Raw genomic sequence first — 18886 nt, forward strand, 5'->3', positions numbered from 1 at the left:
GACATGGCGTTGGGGTCTGCTCGGTACCGTCGGGTGTGCCTCCTGACCTGGCGGTATTTACGGGTAAGTACCCGAGCGGTACCGTGAGGTCATGCCAGCTCTCAACGTGGAGTTCAGCGATCGCGAGCTAGAGGACCTGCGGCAGATCGCCAAGGAGCGCGGTACGTCGATGAAGGCCCTCGTCCGGGAGGCCGCCGCCGCGGACATCGCCCGGCACCGGGCGTTGCAGGAGGGGGCCGAGGCCTTCCGCCGGTTCTTCGCGACGCACGCCGACGAGTTCGCCGCGGCCTTCCCCGAGGACGAACCGGCGGCCAAGGGCGAGGGGCGGGTCGCCTGACGCATGCCCGCCATCCATATCGACGTGCCGTGGCTCCTCCAGCGCCATGAGGAAGTCCTGCCGGACCAGCCCACCATCAACGACTTCTCGGCGTTGGTGGCGGCCGTCGCCCGGCACCGCGTCGACCCGCCCCGCCTAGGTGTCGACTCCGACCCGGCCTGGCGGGCCACCGCCCTGCTGCACACCCTCGCCCTGCTCAAGCCCCTGCCGTCCGCCAACGCCCGCTTCGCCTGCGCCACGGCGGTCGCCTACATGTTCGTCAGCGGCGTCGGCATCGACCCGCCGTACGGCGCACTCGTCGACCTGACCCGCGATCTGATCTCCGGGAAGACGGATGTGTACGGCGCGGCGGAGCGGCTGCGTTCCTGGCAGATCTGAGCGTCACCGGTCCTCGTGTGCCGGTGACGTCTCCTCGGGTACGCCTTCTCCGGACGCGGCGAGGCTGCCGAGCAGGCTCAGCAGTTCCGCGCTGCGGCTGCCCGGTTCGGCGTGGAAGACGACCACGCTCAGGGCGTCCGTACCCGGGATCTCGAACTTGTTCGACCGCAGCTCGAAGTCGCCGACCAGCGGATGGCTGAGGAGACTGATCCGGCCGACCATGGGCCGTACCTCGTGCCGGCTCCACAGCAGCCGGAACCGTTCGCTGCGCACGGACAGCTCTCCGACCAGCTCCACCAGCCGCGGATCGTCGACGTCCGGTCCGATGTGGCCGCGCAGCGTCGCCACGCCCTCGGCGGTCAACTCCTCCCAGTCGCGCCGCAGTTCGTGCTCGGCCGGGTCGAGGAACACCGCCCGCAGCAGGTTCACGCCCGGCACGTAGTTCGGGGACAGCGCCCGGCACAGCGCGTTGGCCGCGAGACAGTCCGTGAACCGGTTCTGCACATACGCCGGATGCCCCGACCAGGTGTCCAGCAGTTCGCGCACGCTCGCAGGCACCGCCTCCGGCTTTCTGGCCCGTCTGCGCGGAGCGGCCGGCCGCTCCGGCTGCGCCAGGCTCAGCAGATGGGCGCTCGCGGCGGCGTCCAGGCGCAGCACCCGGGCCAGCGCCTCCAGCACCTGCGCCGACGGGTTGCGGTCCCGGCCCTGCTCAAGCCGCAGGTAGTAGTCCGAGCTGATACCGGCCAGCAGGGCGACCTCCTCCCGGCGCAGCCCCGGCACCCGGCGCAGCCCGCCACCGCTCAGGCCCACGTCCTCGGGCCGGACCCGCTCCCTGCGGGCCCGCAGAAACTCACCGAGCGCGTTCTTGGCGTCCACACCACCACCGTAGATCCGAATCCCCGCAGGTGGGTGTCCCCGTCACTACCAGGAACATCCGGGTACTGCCTGCCCGGTCGCGACGGACGCAGAGTCGATGCCAGGACCCACCACCTACCGAAAGGCGCGCCACCATGGCCGACACCGTCTCCGGCGGCACCCTCACCCCCGCCGAGGGCCTCACCCTCACCCGCATGGGATACGGCGCCATGCAACTGGCCGGCCCCCATGTCTTCGGCCCGCCGAAGGACCGCACCGAAGCGGTGGCCGTCCTGCGCGAGGCCGTCGAGCGGGGCATCACCCACATCGACACCAGCGACTTCTACGGCCCGGTCGTCGTCAACGAGATCATCAGGGAGGCCCTCCACCCCTACCCGGACGACCTGCACATCGTGACCAAGGTCGGCGCCCGGCGCGGCCCCGACGGCAGCTGGATCATGTCCCGCCACCCCGAGGACCTCAAGGCGCAGGTCTACGACAACCTCCGCAACCTCGGGCTCGACGCGCTGGACGTGGTCAACCTCCGGGTCGGCGCCCAGGACACCGCCGACGAGGAGTCGATCGGCGAGAAGTTCGGCGCCCTGGCCGAGCTGCGGAAGGCGGGGCTGATCCGGCACCTCGGGCTCAGCACGGTCTCCGCCGCCCAACTCGCCGAGGCGCAGGCCATCGCCCCGGTCGTCACCGTGCAGAACCTCTACAACCTGGCCAACCGGCAGGACGACGCCCTCGTCGAGCGGTGCGCGGCGGAGAACATCGCGTTCGCCGCCTATTTCCCGCTAGGCGGGTTCACCCCGCTGCAGTCGAAGACCCTCGCCGAGGTCGCCGCCCGGCTGGACGCCTCGCCCCAACAGGTCGCCCTGGCCTGGCTGTTGCAGCGCTCGGCCACCACCGTCCTGATCCCGGGCACCTCGTCCCGCGCCCATCTGCGCGAGAACATCGCCGCCGCGGACCTGGTGCTGCCCGCCGACGCGATCGCCGAACTCGACACCATCGGCGGCGAGGCCGAGGCCGAGGCTCGGTGAAGGGAGGGCGGGGGTGGGCCGCCCCCGCCCTCGGGGCCGCCGACCGAGGGCGGGAGGAGCAGGGTCGGCGGCCGTTTGGCGCGGGAGAGCCGCCGTCCAGCGCGTGGCCTCCGAGAAGGGCCGGTTCCAGTGGACCGCGCGACGCAGTGCGCCGGGAGCGTGCGCGACGCACCGGAGTGTGCGCGTGGTTCACACGGGGCGCATGGAAAGCCGAAAGCCGGTGCCGGTGAACGGAGTTGCCGACACATCTGACTTTCTTTCAAAGGTATGGATGTTGCCCAAGTGCCTTGTTGGGTTCAGTGGGTTGTGCAAGGGTGAAACGCCCGCGCGAGGGTAATGCCCGGGGCTCATTCACCTGTTGATGAACCGAACCCGAGGAATCCACTCCGTGTCCCTCCCTCCCCCTCCTCGTCCTCCTTACCCTCCGCCGGACGGCGGGGCTCCCGAGGAATCCGACGAGACCCTGGCCGCCCGGCTGCGGGGCCGTCCGGAGGGTGAGGCGGCGCATTCCGTCGCGCTGCTGATGGCGCGGCACTGGCAGCCGGTCCAGGATTACGCGGAAGTCTGCCTCGCCGCCACGGGCAGTGTCCCCGCCATGGCCGCCGCGGCCGCCTTCCACCAGGTGTTCGACCGGCTGACGTACGGCGAACACGGCGTGGCACTGCGGCCCCGGCTGCTGCTGACCGTGCGCGACACGATCCGGGAGTGGTCGGCCGAGGAGCGAATATCCGGTGTTCTGCCGGACCTGGAGAAACCCTCCGGGGGCCGCGCGATGCGTTCTGCCAAGTCCATGACACCCGAAAATCGCAAGCTCGCCGAGCGGTCTTTCCAGACCCTTCAGCCGTTCGCCCAGTGTCTGCTGTGGCACACCGAGGTCGAGGCGGAGACGATAACCGTGCCGGCCGCACTGCTCGGCATGGATACCGACACCGCGTCGGCCGCTCTCCAGGAGGCGCGCGAAAAATTCCGTGAGGGCTGTGTACGCGCCCACCGGGAACTCGCGCCGACCAATGATTGCCGCTTCTACAACCGACTCCTCGACGTCCCCATTCGACGCGGCGGCGCACTGCTGCCCGATGTCCAGCAGCATCTCGCCCAGTGCCGCTACTGCCGATTCGCAGCCGAACAACTGAGTTATTTCGAAGGCGGGCTCGGAGTCCTGCTGGCGGAGGCGGTCCTCGGCTGGGGAGCCCGCCCCTATCTCGCCTCGCGCCCCGGCCGAGGCCGGCCTGACACCCGGACACGGACGGGCGGACGGCACGGCGGGCACAGCGCCGGCGGCACCGGGCGGCACCGTCTGCTCTCCCGGTTCCCCGCGCCCGGCCGCCGCATCGTGGACGCGGCGAGGTCGGCCAGGTCGTCGGGGTCGTCCCGCTCGTTCTTCGTCGGTGCCGGACTGATCGGCGCCGGAGTCGTCGCGAGCGTCGTCGCCGTCAGCCTGTGGCCGGACCACGGCGGCACCGCCGACCCGGTCGCCTCCACCAGCGGGAGCGGACACGTGTCAGCGTCGGCGCCCGGCACGGCCCGGCTTCCCGCCGTACCTGGGCAGACGAGGCTGCGGAACGCCGCCGCCGACCTGTGCCTGGACATCCGGGGCACCGTGAAGGCCGGCGCCGACACCGTGCTCGCGGCCTGCTCCTCGGCCGAGACCCAGGAGTGGTCGTACGGGACCGACGGGCTGTTGCGCAGCGCGGCGGACTCCGGGCTGTGCCTGGACTCGCACGCGGACGCCGGTGTCGTCGTCCTCGGCACCTGCGCGGACGCCAAGGCCAAGCGCGGCAACGATGTCCGCTACGACCTCACCGTGCGGGGCGAGTTGCTGCCCCGCTGGGACTCCAGGCTCGCGCTCACCTCGACCACCAAGGACGCGGGTGCCGTCATCGTCCTCAAGGTCCGCGACGGCTCCACCGCCCAGCGCTGGCTGACCGACTCGGTGTCGGCCAGCCCCGGTTCGCTGTCGATCGCCGGCACGGGAGCACCGTCCGCGCGCCCCGCGCACAACGCGGACCGGCTCAGCTGACGACATCACCCGGCCGTTCACCCGTCAGGAAACCGGCCGCGTTCTGTACGGCGGCCAGCGCGATCCGGACGACGGTCTCCCGGGTCACACCGCCGACGTGCGGCGAGAGCACCACGTTCGGGGCCTTGAGCAACCGCAGTGCGGGGGTGGGCGGTTCGGGGTCGAAGACGTCGAGTCCCGCACCGGCCAGGGCGCCCGCTTCCAGGGCGTCCGCCAGGGCGTCCTGGTCGATCAGGGCGCCCCGCGCGGTGTTGATCACGAACGCGGTCGGCCTGAGCAGCGCGAGCCGCTCGGCGTTCAGGAGATGCCGGGTCTCCTCGGTGAGCGGCGCGTGCAGGGTGACGTAGTCGGACAGGCGCAGCAGTTCGTCGAGCGGGACATGACGGGCGCCGCCGAGCCGCGCCGTCGTCTCCTCGGGCACGGGGCGCCGGCCGGCGTAGACGACGGTCATGTCGAACGCGGCTGCCCTGCGGGCGACTTGCTGTCCGATGGCGCCCAGTCCCACGATGCCCAGGGTCTTGCCGGACAGCTCGGTCAGCGAGCTCTGCAGCCGGGGCAGCGCCCAGTCGCCGTCGACGAGCGCGGTGTGCGCGGGAACGATCCGCTTGGCGAGCGCCAGCATCAGGGCGAAGGTCTGCTCGGCCACGTTCTGTTCCTCGGCGCCGCTGGAGCCGATGTTGCAGACGAGCACGCCCTGGGCCCGCGCGGCGTCCAGGTCGACGTAGTCGAAGCCGTGGCTCGCGCACTGCACCAGCTCCAACTCCGGTGCGGCGGCGAGGTGTTCGGCGGTCACGGGGGAGAGCGCGGTGATGACGGCATGCGCCGCGCGCAGGGCCGCGGGGTCCTCGTCGACCGCCTCCACGACGGTGACGTGCACGTCGTCGGGCAGCAGTGTCGCCAGTCCGGCTCCCGCCGTGCGACCGCCGATGTGGGGTGGGACGACGGCCAGGACGTTCTTCGTGGGGGTCATGCGGAATCCTCGTCGCGGTGGGGGGCTCAGGAGCGGGCGGTCGACTCGTCCAGGATGCGGGCCAGTTCGCGGGGCCGGGAGAACATCGGCCAGTGGCCCGTCTCCATGCGGACCAGCTCCCAGCGCCCGCTCGCGACCAGTTCGTCCGCCGGGGCCGGCAACTCGTCGCCGTCGAGCAGGCACTTGACGTAGGTGGCCGGGAGATCGGCCAACGGGCGGGCGAGGACCGCCGGTTCGGTGAGGGTGGCACCAGGGTGCGGAGTCCCGTCGGTGACGATGCGGACGATCTGCTCGTCCGTGAGGTCCTGGCCCGCGTAGTCGTCCGGGTCCAGGGGCGGCCAGGCCCCGCCGCTCTCGTCGAGGGACTTCCTGATGTGGTCGCTCGGGAAGCTGTCCAGGAACGACCTCCCGTCCACCGGCACGTTCGCGTCGACGAACACCACCCGGGCCAGCCGGTCGCCGATCCGCTCCGCCGCCTGGCCGACCGGGACACCGGAGTAGCTGTGCCCGACCAGGACGACGTCCCGGAGATCGAGGCGCTCGACCTCGTCGACGATGTCCTGGACATGGGTCTGCTGTCCGGCCGGAACGCCCTGCTTCTCCGCCAGCCCGGACAGGGTCAGCGCATGCACTCCGTGCCCTGCCTCACGCAGCTCGGGCACCACCTCGTCCCACGCCCACGCGCCGAGCCACGCGCCTGCCACCACCACGAATTGAGTCATGGTCCAAACGTAACCGCCGGGTCTGACAGCGGCCTTCCGGGGCGGATCGGACCGCCTGCGGCAGCGGTCAGACCGCCCGCGCGACAGCCCGCACCGGCGCGCCGTCCGCCCCCGGCAGCCGTAGCGGGAACAGGAACAACTCCATGTCCGGGAGGTCCACCACCTGCTCGAGCCCCGTGAGGTTCTCGGCGATCACCCCGCCCGCGCCGCACAGCACCCGGTGGGCGGGCAGCCCGAAGTCGGCCGTCGCATCGCCGGGTTCGGGCGTCGGATCGACACTGAGCGCGTCGACCGCGACCGTACGGACGCCCGCGTCGACGAGGGTTTCGGCGGCCTCCGGGGTGACCCACGGGTGGGCGAGGTAGTGGTCGGTGCCCCAGTGTGCCGACCAGCCGGTGGCGAGCAACAGCAGCGAACCGGGCCGCAGGCGCAGCTGGTTGAGCGCGGGTGTCAGCAGGGCGGGTGTGATCGGTGCCCTGGCCGGCAGCCCCCGTACGTCCGCCACCACCGCGTGCCCGGCGAAGCGTTCCAGGGGCAGTGCGTCGAGGCGTGGCCAGCTGTCGTCCACGTGGTAGGGGGCGTCGACATGGGTGCCCGACTGCGAACCCAGGTGCAGGTCAAGGACGTTGACTCCGTCGCGGGCCGTGGTCAGGGCGGGGGAGACCTCGACGGCCGGGTCACCCGGATACACGGGCATCCCGGTGACGACGGGCACCGACAGGTCGATCCAGGCCGGCATCAGCTGCCCTCGGTGGCCAGTGCGGGCGCCACGGCCGACGCTCCGGGGCCGGTGATCGGCGGCACCGGTACCTCGACCGTGCGGGCCAGCCGCGCCCCCTCCGGCCCGTACACCGCGCGGGGTTCGGGGAACAGCCGGAGCAGCGACAGGAACAGCACGGCGGCCACGGCCAGCGACAGCGGCAGGCTGATGTCGACGCCGTTGGCCAGGTCGCCGAGCGGGCCGACGAACTGTCCCGGGATGTTGGTGAACAGCACACCCACCACGGCGGCCACCCACCAGGCGGTCATGCCGCGCCAGTTCCAGCCGTGCGCGAACCAGTAACGCCCGCCGCGCTGACGGCGGTTGAAGACCTGGAGCGCGTCCGGGTCGTACCAGCCGCGCCGGGTGTAGAAGCCCAGCATCATCACGACCATCCACGGCGTGGTGCACGTGATGATCATCGTGGCGAAGGTGGAGATCGACTGCACGAGGTCGAGGCCGAAGCGCCCGATGAAGATGAACGCGATGGACAGCACGCCGACCAGCAGCGTCGCCTGCACCCGCGACAGCCGGGGGAACACCGACGAGAAGTCGAGTCCGGTTCCGTAGAGCGAGGTCGTGCCCGTCGACATGCCGCCGATCAGGGCCAGCAGGCACACCGGCAGGAAGAACCAGCTCGGCGAGATCGCGAGCAGTCCGCCCACGAAGTCGGGGGCGGACGGGTCGACGTACTTGGGGGCCTTCGTGGCGATGATGCTCGCGGTCGCCAGACCGAAGACGAACGGCAGCAGCGTCGCGATCTGGGACAGGAACGCGGCACCGATCACCTTGCGGCGCGGGGTGTTAGCCGGGATGTAGCGCGACCAGTCGCCGAGGAACGCGCCGAACGACACCGGGTTGGAGAGCACGATCAGCGCCGCGCCGATGAACGACGGCCAGAACAGCGACTGGGTCGCCGCGTCCGCCGAGGACGTGAAGACTCCGGCGTACGACGGGTCGAAGTCACCGGCGAACGCGATCGCGCCGAGCAGGAACAGGACCGTCGCGGACGTTACGGCGATCTTGTTGACGAACAGCATGAACCGGAAGCCGTAGACACAGACCGCGAGGACCAGTCCGGCGAACAGCGCGTAGGCGACGACGTACGACAGCGTGCTCTGCTCCAGGCCGAACAGCCGGTGCGCGCCGCCGACCAGGGCGTCGCCGGAGCTCCACACCGAGATGGAGAAGAACGCGACGGCGGTGAGCAGGGAGAGGAACGAGCCGACGACCCGGCCGTGCACGCCCAGGTGCGCGGAGGAGGCGACCGCGTTGTTCGTGCCGTTGACCGGGCCGAACACCGCCATCGGGCACAGGATCAGGGCGCCTACGACGACTCCGAGGAGCGTGGCCGCGAGGCCCTGCCAGAAGGAGAGGCCGAACAGGATGGGGAAGGCGCCGAGGACGCAGGTGGAGAAGGTGTTGGCGCCACCGAACGCGACCCGGAACAGGTCGAGCGGGGTGGCGGTGCGGTCCGCGTCGGGGATGCGCTCCACGCCGTAGGTCTCGACCTCGGTCAGGGACTGGCTCGGCGCGGCGGGGGAGGGGGCGGGCTGCTGCGAGGACAAGGGGGCTCCAGCGGGGGACGGCGGTGGAGCGCGGGGTGGCGCGGTGGCGGTGGGACGGCGGTTCACGCGCGCGGGGTGGGCGGGGTGAGCGGATGCCGTCCTCAGGGTGTCCGCCGACGCTACGGTCGGCCGCGATACCCGCGCCAGAGGACGGTTCATCCATCTTCCGTGCCGTGGGTGGAGGAATCGTCCACCCTCGGACCCTGATGTCACTCGCTGTCGGTCGGGGTGTTCTCCGGTTCGGTGTCGGGGCCCTGGGCGCGGACCCGCTGGACGTGTTCGAGGGAGTCGCGCAGTTCGGTGAGCCAGTCGTCGGTGTGGCGCTGGACGAGGCGCACGCACCAGGCGAGGGCGTCGCTGCGGCTGCGGGCCACGCCGGCGGCGATGAGGGTGTCGAGCACCTGGCGCTCGGGCTGGCGCAGCCGGGTCATGACGGGTGCGGAGATGTGGGTGAACAGGGAGCGTTCCCCGGCGCACTCGACACCCCACGAGACCTTCCTGCGGAACCGGTGCTCGGCCTCGCGGGCGACCGCGATCCGGGTCTCCCGGGTGCGCTCGCGGAACTCCTGGACGCGGCCCTGGACCGCCGCCTCCTTCTCGGCGCCCGAGACGCCCTCGGCGAGCCGTGGCGCGGGGATGCGGCCGATGACCGTGACCTCCTCGCGGTCGACCGTGACCTCGACCAGCTCCTCGAAGAGGTCGTCGGGCAGACGACCGGTGAACCAGCCGCGAAGCTTTTCCTGCTGCTCTGTCGTAATCATGTAATGACGATTACTCGCGACCATCGCGAACGCAAGGGGCTGCGGGGGAGTGCGCCGAGAGCTGAAGCGGAATGTTTCGGGACTGTTTCAGGACGATTGGCGAGGGCGGGTAAACCGGCCAACCGGCCCGATTCGGCGCTCGCGAAGCCCATGGTTCCGGGGTTCGCGCGTTCGAATTCTGTGACTTCACGCCACTGATTCAACACGCAAGGTTACTGAAACCTGTGGGTCGGATGTGTGTTCCCGCGGCGGACTCGGCAGAGTGGCGCCCGCCGGTTCGGCACCGACCGAGCGGGACCGGCATCTCTTCGAACCGATCCGTTCGTGATCGGTTCGTATCGAGCGGAAGGATGCACACAATGCGGAACACCGCGCGCTGGGCAGCGACTCTGGGCCTGACGGCCACCGCCGTCTGCGGGCCCCTCACCGGGACCGCCCTCGCGGCCCACGGCACCGGCCCGTCCGCGCTCTACGCCCCGTCGGCCCTCGTGCTGACCATGGGCCACGGGGACGACGCCGCCCTCGCGACACCGGAACGCGCAGTGACCCTCACCTGCGCGCCCACCTCCTCCGGCACCCACCCGTCCGCTGCTGCGGCCTGCGCCGAACTGCGCGGAATCGGGGGCGACTTCGACGCCCTGGCGGCCCGGAGCGATGTGCTCTGCAACAAGCTCTACCGTCCCGTCGTCGTCACCGTCGAGGGTGTCTGGCAGGGCAAGCGCGTCTCCTACGAGCGCGTCTTCTCCAACGAGTGCGTGAAGGACTCCTACGGGTACGGAGGTGTCTTCACGTTCTGAGAGACCGGGGTCGCACGGTCTCCGTGAGCATCAGGAAGGGTCCGTAGCTGGGGAGTGCGCACCCCTGTCGCGGAGTGCAGCGATCCCGCACCAGGGGTCGGCCGGGCGGTGTGGGGTCGCCCGAGCCGGCCCCTGCTTTCATTGCGGCTTCTCCGTCTCGGAGGGCATGGCGCGCAGCGGCGGAAAGCGGCCGAGCAGACCCGAGGCGCGCAACAGCCGGTCGATGCGCGGCCCGTCGGAGACGATCCGCAGCCGCCCGCCGCGTTCCCTCGCCCGTCCCTCGGCCCGGCACAGGACGCGCAGCCCCGAACAGTCCAGGAACTCGACGGGCCGCAGATCCACCAGTACGTCGGGCTCCGCGACCGCCGTCGCGGCGTCCAGGTGCTCGACGACCAGACCGGCGGTCGCCATGTCGATCTCCCCCGAGACCTCGACCACCGTGAAGGGGCCGTACGACCGCGTGAGGGCGCAGGAGTTGGCCGCGGGACTGTCGCGTTCGTCCGCTTCCGCTGTCATGGCCGCTCCACCTCGGCACGGGGCGCATTCGGTCTCGGTAGTTACCCCGGAGAGGCCCTCAGCATCCATGACACGCCGCCCGCAAGATCTGGTTCACTCGACATGGTGAACTTCGGTCGAAAAGGTTGACTTTCTGTCAGTAGGCGGCCGAGTCGGGGTCCCAAGGCCGCAATCGCGGCCACCATCCGGGCACCGCCTCGCGATAACGGTCGTACTCGGCGCCGAATCTGCGCCCCAGGTCGGGCTCCTCGTACCAGCGCGCGAACGCCCACATCAACAGCCCCGCGCAGCCGCCGTACACGAACAGCACAGGTCGTGCGAGCAGCAGGGCCTGGCCGGCGATCGTCGCGTCCACCGCCACGTACATCGGGTTGCGGACGTAGCGGTAGAGGCCGCCCACGACCAGCCGCTCCGTCGGCGCGACCGGTGCCGGAGTGCCGAGCCCCTCGGTCACGAACCGTGCGAAGGCCATGAGCAGTACGGCCGCGCCGGCCGCGAGCGGTACGAGGCCCAGCAGCCGTAGCGGCTGCCACCAGTCGCCGGCCCGCCACCCGGTCAGCCACCACGGCAGCGCGACGGCCACGGTGCCCGGGGCTAGCGCCAGGAAGAGCGAACTGCCGTAGGCGGCCGCCGATTTACGCATACCGCCACCATCCCGCCGAAGCGGAGCCGAAGAGAAGAGGGGCCGCCGTCTCCCTGCGGACGGCGACCCCTCGGTCCTTGCGGCTCACCTCTCGGCGGAGCCGATCACATGTGGACGACCGGTGCGGCGTCCGCGTCCTGGTGCGGAACCCCGCGGCGGTAGAGCGCGAGCGCGATCAGCGTGCCCGCGCCGAACAGGCCCGCCGACCACCAGAACGCGGTGGTGTAGCTCTCGATCGTGGCCTGCGCCTGGACCAGCTTGCTGGTCGCGTCCTTCCCGGCCAGGTAGTCCGTCGCGGCGCTCGCGGCCAGCGTGTTCAGCAGCGCCGTACCGATCGAACCGCCCACCTGCTGCATGGCGTTGACCGTCGCCGAGGCGACGCCCGCGTCCTCGGCGGCCACACCGCCCGTGGCGAGCTGCATCGCCGGCGGCATCACCATGCCGAGGCCCGCGCCGATCACGATCAGCTGAGGCAGCACGTGGGTCGCGTAGGACGAGCCGACCCCGATGCCGGTCAGCCAGGCCATGCCGACCATGGCGATGGCGAAGCCCAGCGGGATGACGACCTTCGGGCCCAGGCGTGGCACGAGGACCGTGGTGCCCACCTGTGCCATCACCATCAGCGCGCCGATCATCGGCAGGAACGCGACACCGGTCTTGGTGGGGCTGAAGCCCAGGTTCAGCTGGAGGTAGTAGGTGAGGAAGAGGAACACACCGAACATGCCCGCACCGGTGATCAGCACGGCGAGGAACGAGGCGCCCCGGTTGCGGTCGAGCAGGATGCGCAGCGGCAGCAGCGGGTGCTCGGCGCGGTTCTGCCACCAGACGAAGGCCGCCAGCAGGACGACACCCACGATCAGGAAGCCCCAGGTCTGCGGCGAACTCCAGTCGTGCGTCTCGGCGTTGGAGAAGCCGTAGACGAGGGAGAACAGACCGCCCGCGACCAGTACCGTGCCGGGCACGTCCAGCTTGGAGCCCGCCGCGTCGCGGTGGTTGGAGAGCAGCATCCAGCCGCCCGCGAAGGCGACGAAGGCGATGGCGACATTGACGTAGAGCGTCCAGCGCCAGTCGAAGGCGTCGGTCAGCACACCGCCGAGCAGCAGGCCCACCGCACCGCCGGCGCCCGCGATGGCGCCGTACACGCTGAAGGCCCGGGCGCGCTCACGGGCGTCCGTGAACGTCGTGTTCAGCAGGGAGAGGGCGGCCGGTGCGAGCAGCGCGCCCGCGACACCCTGGAGGGCGCGTGCGGTGACCAGCATGCCGAAGCTGTTGGCGGCACCGCCGAGGGCGGAGGCGCCGGCGAATCCGACGACGCCGACGAGGAAGGCGGTCTTGCGGCCGAAGAGGTCGGCGATCCGGCCGCCGAGCAGGAGCAGGGAGGCGAACGCCAGGGCGTACGCGGTGACGATCCACTGCCGGTTGCCGTCGGAGAAGCCGAGGTCCTTCTGGGCCGACGGCAGGGCGATGTTCACGATGGTGGCGTCGAGGACGACCATCAGCTGAGCCACGGCGACGATCGCGAGGATCCACCACCGCTTCGAGGAGGACGCGGGCTGCGCCTCCGTGACACCCGACTGGGTGTCTTCGGTCAGTGTCTTCTGGGACATCGGGAACCACTCCAGGGAAGTCGTTCGGGGTTTACCAAAACGTAAACGAAACGGTTTCGTACACATCGACACTAGAGCACTTTCAGCGAAACGGCAACGTTTCGCTGGGGACGGGGATCCGGGCATGCGCAAGGGCAGGTTCGAGGCCGACGGGGCCGGGCTGTACTACGAGGTGCGCGGCAGCGGCCCGGCGCTGTTGATGATCAGCGGGGCCGGGGGAGACGCCGGCTACTACGACGGCGTCGCGGAGATCCTTTCCGACGCATTCATGGTGATCTCCTACGACCGGCGCGGCAACTCGCGCAGCACCGGCCGGTCCGCGGCACCGATGGACCTCGCCGTCCAGGCCGCCGACGCCCGCGCGCTCATCGACGGGCCGGCCGGCGGGCGGGCGCTGGTGTTCGGCAACAGCGGGGGCGCGATCATCGGACTCACGCTGGCCGCACTGCACCCGGAGGTGATGACGGGCCTGATCGCCCATGAGCCGCCCGCCGTGAACGTCCTGCCCGACGGCGACCCCGGGCGCGGCTTCTTCGCCGAACTCGCCGCGCTGTACGCGCAGGGCGGGGCACCGGCGGCGGGACGCCGGTTCGCCGAGACCACCCGCGGCGAGGGCACGTACCGCTGGCCCGATGACCTCTGGAAGCGGTTCCTGGGAAACCAGGACCACCTCTTCGGCACGGAGTGGTCCGGCTTCGCCGGCTTCCGGCCCGACGAGACCGCCCTCAAGTCGGCCCCGTTTCCCATCGTGTTGGGCGCGGGAGCCGAGGACCGGGGCACGTACTACGCCCGCCCGTCGATCGAGATCGCCCGTCGGATCGGGGCGCCGTGGGCCGAATTCCCCGGCATCCACATGGAGTTCCTGCGCCACCCGGCCCGATTCGCGGCGGCGCTAAGGGTGTTGGCGACACAGCTGCACAGCCGCGACGGCGACGTCCCCGCGCTCTGGAAGGGCGCGGCTCAGTGAGACCCGAGCAGCTCCGCGACCAACAGCCGCCGCAGCCACGCCTGGTAGGCCTCCCGCGTCCAACCCCGGTGTCTGCGCAGGAGTTGATGCATGTGCGGTGACGCGAGCGCGTAGAGCGTGTCGGCGGCGGTGCGCGCGTCGAGGCCCGCACGCAGGGCTCCGCGCTCCTCAAGTGCCGTGGTCAGGGCCAGATGTACGCCGTACGTCGCCTCGGCACCGGCGTCCGCCGAGGCCCGCATGTCCGGGTCGGCGCCCGCCGCCTCGACGGTCACCATGATCAAGTCACCGGCGCGTTCCAGCAGTTCGGTGAGCTGGTCGACGCTGCGGCCGATCGCGCGCCCGGGGTCGGGCTCGTCCCGGATCTCCAGGGTCTCGGGGCGGTCCGGCACGGCGACCGGCTCCTCGTCACCGGCGATCGCGACACCCAGGGTGTGCCCGAACAGGGCCGCCTTGGTCGGGAACGCGTCGTACAGCGTGCGCTCACCGACCCCGGCCAGCGCCGCCACCTCCTTCATGCGCGTGCCCGTGAACCCCTTCTCCGTGAACAGCCGGGAGGCCGCCTCCCGGATGCGGGCGCGGGTCGCCGCGGCGGTCTCGGCGCGCTTGGCCGAGCGGTAGGGCCGCTTCCGGTCGCTGTTCCGGTTGCTCTTCTGGTTGACGGGTTCGGGCATGGGGAGGAGTCTAGAAGGAAATCGTCGCAGTGGCACTGCGGTTAAATCAATGAAGGCGATGAGGAGTGTGGGTGTCATGCCGGAGCTCGCCGGAATCCACCATGTGAAGCTGCCCGTCACCGATCTCGACCGCTCGCGCGACTGGTACGGCCGCGTCCTCGGCTTCAAGGTCACGCACGAGTTCCCGGACGCGGAGGACGGCGTCGTGCGCGGAGTGGCGGGGGAGGTGCCGGGTCTCGGCGACTCGATGCTCTGCCTGCGGGTCAACTCCCAGGCCGCGCAAGGGTGTCAGGGCTTCGACCCGGTCAGCTTCGCGGTCCGGGACCGCGCCGACGTCGAGGCCTGGGCGGCCCACCTCGACACCCTCGGCGTCCCGCACTCGCCGGTGATCGAGGCCTCGATCGGCTGGCTGCTGGTGTTCAACGACCCCGATGGCCTCGATCTGCACCTGTACAGCTGGGCGGCGCACGGGGTGGATCACGAGGGCATCCCCGGGTACGGCCGCCCGGTTTCCTGAATACTGCGCATTCCTTGACCGGTATATAACCAGGGAGGCATATTGGACCCATGTCCGACGCCTCGCTCTGGACCGCCCTCGCCGATCCCCACCGGCGGGCCATCGTCGCCCTGCTCCTGGAGCGGCCCCGGCCCGTCGGCGAGATAGGGGAGGCCTGCGGTCTGAGCCAGCCCAGCACGTCGAAGCACCTGCGGGTGCTGCGGGACGCGGGCCTGGTCCGGGTACGGCAGGACGCACAGCGCCGCGTCTACGCCCTCGACCCCGCCCCGATCGCCGCACTCGACGCCTGGCTCGCCCCCTACCGCGAGCTGTGGAACCGCAGCCTGGACCGGCTGGGCCAACGCCTCGACGAGACGTCGTACGACACCGACACCGAGGAACCCACCCCGAAGGGCTGATCCATCATGTCCGTCGACCTCACCGGCACGTATCTGACGCTCGACGACGGCCGCCCCGCCGTCCGCTTCAGCCGCGTCTACGACCAACCCCTCGACCGCGTCTGGCAGTTCGTGACCGACCCCGACGAACTCGCCCAGTGGTTCCCCTCACGCGCCGAGTTCGAGCTGCGCCCCGGCGGCACGGTCACCTTCAGCGGCGACCCGAACATGCCGGAGTCGACCGGCCAGGTCATCGCCGTCGACCCGCCCCGGCACCTCTCCTTCGAATGGGGCGGCGACGAGCTGCGCTTCGACCTGGAGGAGGTCGAGGAGAAGCGCACCCGCTTCACCCTCACCAACGTCCTGAGCGCCGAGGACACCGCGTCCCGGAACGGGGCCGGTTGGGAGGTGTGCCTGGCCGCGCTGGACGCGAAGGCCCGTGGCGAGCGCGCCGAGGGACCTCATGCCGGTGCCGGCGCGCCCTGGAAGGAGTTCTACGACGGCTACTTGGCGGCCGGGATCCCCTCGGGCGCGCCCGTGCCCGGCCTGGACTGACCTCTCACGCCATCTGCCGCCGCACCAGCTCGTGCAGCCGGCCCCCCGTGTCCGCCAACAGCTGGGCGGGCGGGCCCTGTTGGGCGACCTTGCCGTCCTCCATGACGACCACGCGGTCGGCGTCCAGGACGGTCGAGAGGCGGTGCGCGATGACGATCCGGGTCGCGTTGAGGGCCTTGGTGCTCTCGATCACAGTGCGCTGGGTCTCGTTGTCCAGGGCGCTGGTCGCCTCGTCGAAGAACAGGATGCGCGGCCGGCGGATCAACGCCTGCGCGATCATGAGGCGTTGACGCTGACCGCCCGACACCGCGCCGCTGCCCGCCACGATCGTGTGCAGGCCCATCGGCATCCGCTTGATGTCCTCGGCGAGCCCCGCCATCTCGGCCGCCGCCATCGCCTCCTCCGGCGTGAACGGCTCGGTGCCGCAGATGACGTCCAGGATGGAACCGGTGAACGGCTGCGCGTGCTGGAGCACCACCCCGCACTGCCGCCGTACCGCCGACTGGTCGAGGGCGCCCAGGTCCTGGCCGTCGTAGAGGACGCTGCCGGAGACCGGTTTGTCGAAGCCGATGAGGAGGCGCAGCAGGGTGGACTTGCCGCAGCCGCTGGGGCCGACGATCGCCACGAACTCGCCCGCGCGCACCTGGAAGGACACGTCGTCGAGGACGAGGGGGCCGTCGTCGGCGTAGCGGAAGGACAGCCGGCGGGCCTCGATGGCGCCGGACAGCTGTCCGGGGCGGGTGCTCGCGGTGCGGACCTCCGGGGCCGCGTCCAGGACCGGCCTGATCTCCTCGAAGAGCGGCAGTGCGGAGACCACCGAGACGAAGGCGCCGGTCAGGCTGGTGACGGAGGTCAGGACCATCGTCACCGACGTGTTGAAGGTGAGGAAGGCGGCGGCCGACATCGAGCCGCGCGCCGGGCCCGCGAGCAGCATGAACATCAGCAGGGTGCAGACGGGCAGATACACCGCGCCCATCACCGTGCTGAGGTTCTTGATCCGGCCGACCTTCTGCTGGAGTTCACGGCTGCGCGCGAACTCGGAGGCCCAGGCCGCGTAGGCGTAGTTCTCCGCCGCCGCCACCCGCAACTTCGGCAGTCCGCGCAGGGTTTGGAACGCCTGGTTGTTCAGCTTGTTGCTGAGCACGACCAGCTTGCGCTGCCAGCGCACCTGCCACAGACCGAGCCCCAGGAACACGGCCGCGATCACCACGAGCATGCCGATCGCCGCGAGCGCCATCGACGCGCTGTACCAGAACAGCAGCCCCAGGTTCATCACGCCTACTGTCACCGACTGCGCGACGACAGGGCCAACTCCCGCCAGCAGACGGCGGATCGAGCTGATGCCCATCGCCGCGCTCGCCAGCTCACCCGTCGAGCGCTCGGTGAAGAACTTCGTCGGCAGCCTCAACAGGCGGTCCCAGACGGCCGGTTGGAGCGTGGCCTCGATCCGGCCCTCAAGGCGGAGCATGGTGAGGTTCTCCAGCAGCATGAAGGCCGCCGCCACCACGCTCGTCACCATCACGGCCAGACAGACCTGCACGATCAGGCCGGTCTGCGCCTTCGGCACGAACTCGCCCAGCACCTTGCCCGTCGCGATCGGCACCAGCGCCCCGATCGCCACCGTCACCAGCCCGCTGATCAGCAGGTTGGAGAGGTCGCTCCCGGTGCCCTGCATGCTGAAGCGCAGCAGCCCGAGCGGGCTGAGTCGCCGCTCGGGCAGCGGGCGGTAGAACATCACCGCGCGCGGCTCGAACTCCTCCGCGTTCGCCTTCTCGATCGGCGTCTCGCGCCCGGTCGCCGGATGTACGGCGACGTAACCGCCGCGCCGCCACAGCAGCGCGACCGGCGCCCCGGACAGCGCCCGACGGCCCACCAGCGGACCGACGTTGTCCCGCCACCAGCGCCCGTCGAGCCGTACGGCCCGCACCCGGACCCGGGAGGCGAGGGCGATCCGCTCGACCGGGTCCAGCCGGTCGCTCTCGCTGCCGCTCTGCGCGGGCTCGGCGAGGGTGATGCCGGCCGCCTCGGCGACCAACTTGCAGGCCGCGTACGACGCGTCGGCGTCGGCGGCCGTCGTGCGCCGCGCCGAGGACTTGCCGATCGACGCGAGCAGCGTCCGGTCGGCCTGGGCGCGGACCGCCTCACCGGCCTTGATACCGGCGGCGGTTCGCGTCTCGTGGGTGCGCTCCAGCTGCTCGATCCACTTGTCCAGCGTGGAAAGGAGGCGGTACTGCTGGTCGACCATGCCCTGCCAGACACCGGGGTCCATCAGCAGATCGGCCGCCGCCTCCGCGCCGTACAACGACCCGTACTGCACGCTGCCCGGCGGCACTTGCATCCAGAACACGTCGTCGTCGGTGAGCGCGGCGGCTCGCTCGGTCGCCATCGGCGCCTGGAAGAGGATCGAGAGGCCGCGGCCGACGCCGAGGGCGAGGGCGTATTCGAGCGGGCTCGAAGTCGGCGGAACGTACTGGGGGTTGCCGTACTCGTCGTACGACCAGGTCTGGGTGTTCGCGGGCTGGTACAGCTCCCGCAGGTTGATGCGGTGCACCACGCAGTCCCGCAACGGGCGTGCCACCAGCGTGTGTTGGGGGCCGGTGACCGGGCCGAGCAGCAGTGAGCCCGCCTCCAGCCGGCCGAGGTGGTGCCAGTGGCCCTGCTGCACGGCGTCCACCGCGAAGAGGTCGATGGCGCCCGACGCGACCAGCCAGAGCACCTGCGGGCCTTCGAGGTCGAGGCGGTTGAACCCGGTGCAGTCGATCGGCGTGCCCAGGGATCCCAGCGCGCCGAGGACCAGGTCGCCTTCGTGGACGGACGTCATC

At 71.0% G+C, this 18886-nt stretch carries 20 protein-coding genes; 9 read left to right on the forward strand and 11 right to left on the reverse strand.

Annotated features, from left to right (window positions below):
* Positions 1–91: 91 nt before the first annotated feature.
* Both SSP08S_RS15605 and SSP08S_RS15610 read left to right on the forward strand, forming a co-directional pair.
* Positions 92–337, forward strand: a complete 246-nt coding sequence (locus tag SSP08S_RS15605) for a hypothetical protein (RefSeq protein WP_019068554.1) — start codon at positions 92–94, stop codon at positions 335–337.
* Positions 338–340: 3 nt separating this feature from the next.
* A complete protein-coding gene (locus tag SSP08S_RS15610; RefSeq protein ID WP_019068555.1) occupies positions 341–715 on the forward strand; it encodes a hypothetical protein in 375 nt (124 codons plus the stop codon).
* Between the two features lie 3 nt (positions 716–718).
* Here the strand turns inward: SSP08S_RS15610 and SSP08S_RS15615 are convergent, their stop codons facing one another.
* The gene (locus SSP08S_RS15615; RefSeq protein WP_019068556.1) at positions 719–1591 is read right to left on the reverse strand and encodes a helix-turn-helix transcriptional regulator; all 873 of its coding nucleotides are present in this window, start codon (positions 1589–1591) and stop codon (positions 719–721) included.
* 134 nt (positions 1592–1725) lie between these two features.
* Here SSP08S_RS15615 and SSP08S_RS15620 point away from each other — a divergent pair, with 134 nt between their 5' ends.
* Entirely contained in the window at positions 1726–2613 is an 888-nt protein-coding gene (locus tag SSP08S_RS15620; protein ID WP_019068557.1) for an oxidoreductase, read from the forward strand.
* 388 nt (positions 2614–3001) lie between these two features.
* The gene (locus SSP08S_RS15625) at positions 3002–4633 is read left to right on the forward strand and encodes an RICIN domain-containing protein (RefSeq protein WP_102133346.1); all 1632 of its coding nucleotides are present in this window, start codon (positions 3002–3004) and stop codon (positions 4631–4633) included.
* On the opposite strand, the gene SSP08S_RS15630 is transcribed toward SSP08S_RS15625, so the two are convergent.
* The 5 genes from SSP08S_RS15630 to abmR all read right to left on the reverse strand — a co-directional run bounded on the left by SSP08S_RS15630 (position 4626) and on the right by abmR (position 9414).
* A complete protein-coding gene (locus SSP08S_RS15630; RefSeq protein ID WP_019068559.1) occupies positions 4626–5603 on the reverse strand; it encodes a 2-hydroxyacid dehydrogenase in 978 nt (325 codons plus the stop codon). The genes SSP08S_RS15625 and SSP08S_RS15630 overlap by 8 nt on opposite strands.
* Positions 5604–5629: 26 nt before the next feature.
* Positions 5630–6325, reverse strand: a complete 696-nt coding sequence (locus tag SSP08S_RS15635; protein ID WP_026178520.1) for an alpha/beta fold hydrolase — start codon at positions 6323–6325, stop codon at positions 5630–5632.
* A 67-nt stretch (positions 6326–6392) separates the two neighbouring features.
* Entirely contained in the window at positions 6393–7064 is a 672-nt protein-coding gene (locus SSP08S_RS15640; protein WP_019068561.1) for a cyclase family protein, read from the reverse strand.
* Positions 7064–8653 carry a purine-cytosine permease family protein gene (locus SSP08S_RS15645; RefSeq protein ID WP_019068562.1) on the reverse strand — a complete coding sequence of 530 codons (1590 nt, stop codon included), beginning with the start codon at positions 8651–8653 and terminating at the stop codon, positions 7064–7066. The genes SSP08S_RS15640 and SSP08S_RS15645 overlap by 1 nt, the downstream gene beginning before the upstream one ends.
* Before the next feature lie 209 nt (positions 8654–8862).
* On the reverse strand, positions 8863–9414 hold the full coding sequence (gene abmR / locus SSP08S_RS15650; RefSeq protein ID WP_019068563.1) for an ATP-binding transcription factor AbmR: 552 nt from the start codon (positions 9412–9414) through the stop codon (positions 8863–8865).
* 359 nt (positions 9415–9773) lie between these two features.
* On the opposite strand from abmR, the gene SSP08S_RS15655 reads away from it, so the two are divergent.
* Positions 9774–10211, forward strand: a complete 438-nt coding sequence (locus SSP08S_RS15655; RefSeq protein ID WP_019068564.1) for a protease inhibitor — start codon at positions 9774–9776, stop codon at positions 10209–10211.
* Between the two features lie 138 nt (positions 10212–10349).
* Here SSP08S_RS15655 and SSP08S_RS15660 read toward each other — a convergent pair whose 3' ends face one another.
* From SSP08S_RS15660 to SSP08S_RS15670, 3 genes are all read right to left on the reverse strand, one after another.
* The gene (locus SSP08S_RS15660; protein WP_019068565.1) at positions 10350–10727 is read right to left on the reverse strand and encodes an STAS domain-containing protein; all 378 of its coding nucleotides are present in this window, start codon (positions 10725–10727) and stop codon (positions 10350–10352) included.
* A gap of 136 nt (positions 10728–10863) precedes the next feature.
* Complete coding sequence (locus SSP08S_RS15665) at positions 10864–11370, reverse strand: methyltransferase family protein (protein ID WP_019068566.1); 507 nt, start codon at positions 11368–11370, stop codon at positions 10864–10866.
* Positions 11371–11474: 104 nt separating this feature from the next.
* Positions 11475–12977 carry an MFS transporter gene (locus SSP08S_RS15670; RefSeq protein ID WP_019068567.1) on the reverse strand — a complete coding sequence of 501 codons (1503 nt, stop codon included), beginning with the start codon at positions 12975–12977 and terminating at the stop codon, positions 11475–11477.
* A gap of 124 nt (positions 12978–13101) precedes the next feature.
* Here SSP08S_RS15670 and SSP08S_RS15675 point away from each other — a divergent pair, with 124 nt between their 5' ends.
* Entirely contained in the window at positions 13102–13944 is an 843-nt protein-coding gene (locus SSP08S_RS15675) for an alpha/beta fold hydrolase (RefSeq protein ID WP_019068568.1), read from the forward strand.
* On the opposite strand, the gene SSP08S_RS55355 is transcribed toward SSP08S_RS15675, so the two are convergent.
* Positions 13938–14615: a TetR/AcrR family transcriptional regulator gene (locus SSP08S_RS55355; protein ID WP_019068569.1), complete on the reverse strand. Its 678-nt coding sequence runs from the start codon at positions 14613–14615 to the stop codon at positions 13938–13940. The two genes, SSP08S_RS15675 and SSP08S_RS55355, sit on opposite strands and share 7 nt — an antisense overlap.
* Positions 14616–14691: 76 nt before the next feature.
* Between SSP08S_RS55355 and SSP08S_RS15685 the strand changes: the two genes are divergently transcribed.
* Genes SSP08S_RS15685 through SSP08S_RS15695 form a run of 3 tightly spaced genes read left to right on the forward strand, consistent with a single transcriptional unit; the run spans position 14692 to position 16064 of the window.
* A complete protein-coding gene (locus SSP08S_RS15685) occupies positions 14692–15132 on the forward strand; it encodes a VOC family protein (protein WP_019068570.1) in 441 nt (146 codons plus the stop codon).
* Between the two features lie 50 nt (positions 15133–15182).
* Positions 15183–15530, forward strand: a complete 348-nt coding sequence (locus tag SSP08S_RS15690) for an ArsR/SmtB family transcription factor (protein ID WP_019068571.1) — start codon at positions 15183–15185, stop codon at positions 15528–15530.
* A gap of 6 nt (positions 15531–15536) precedes the next feature.
* Positions 15537–16064 carry an SRPBCC family protein gene (locus SSP08S_RS15695; protein ID WP_019068572.1) on the forward strand — a complete coding sequence of 176 codons (528 nt, stop codon included), beginning with the start codon at positions 15537–15539 and terminating at the stop codon, positions 16062–16064.
* Between the two features lie 4 nt (positions 16065–16068).
* Here the strand turns inward: SSP08S_RS15695 and SSP08S_RS15700 are convergent, their stop codons facing one another.
* A complete protein-coding gene (locus SSP08S_RS15700; protein ID WP_019068573.1) occupies positions 16069–18885 on the reverse strand; it encodes an NHLP bacteriocin export ABC transporter permease/ATPase subunit in 2817 nt (938 codons plus the stop codon).
* Position 18886 lies beyond the last annotated feature (1 nt).

This window comes from Streptomyces hokutonensis (assembly GCF_000376565.1).
Lineage (GTDB): Bacteria > Actinomycetota > Actinomycetes > Streptomycetales > Streptomycetaceae > Streptomyces > Streptomyces hokutonensis.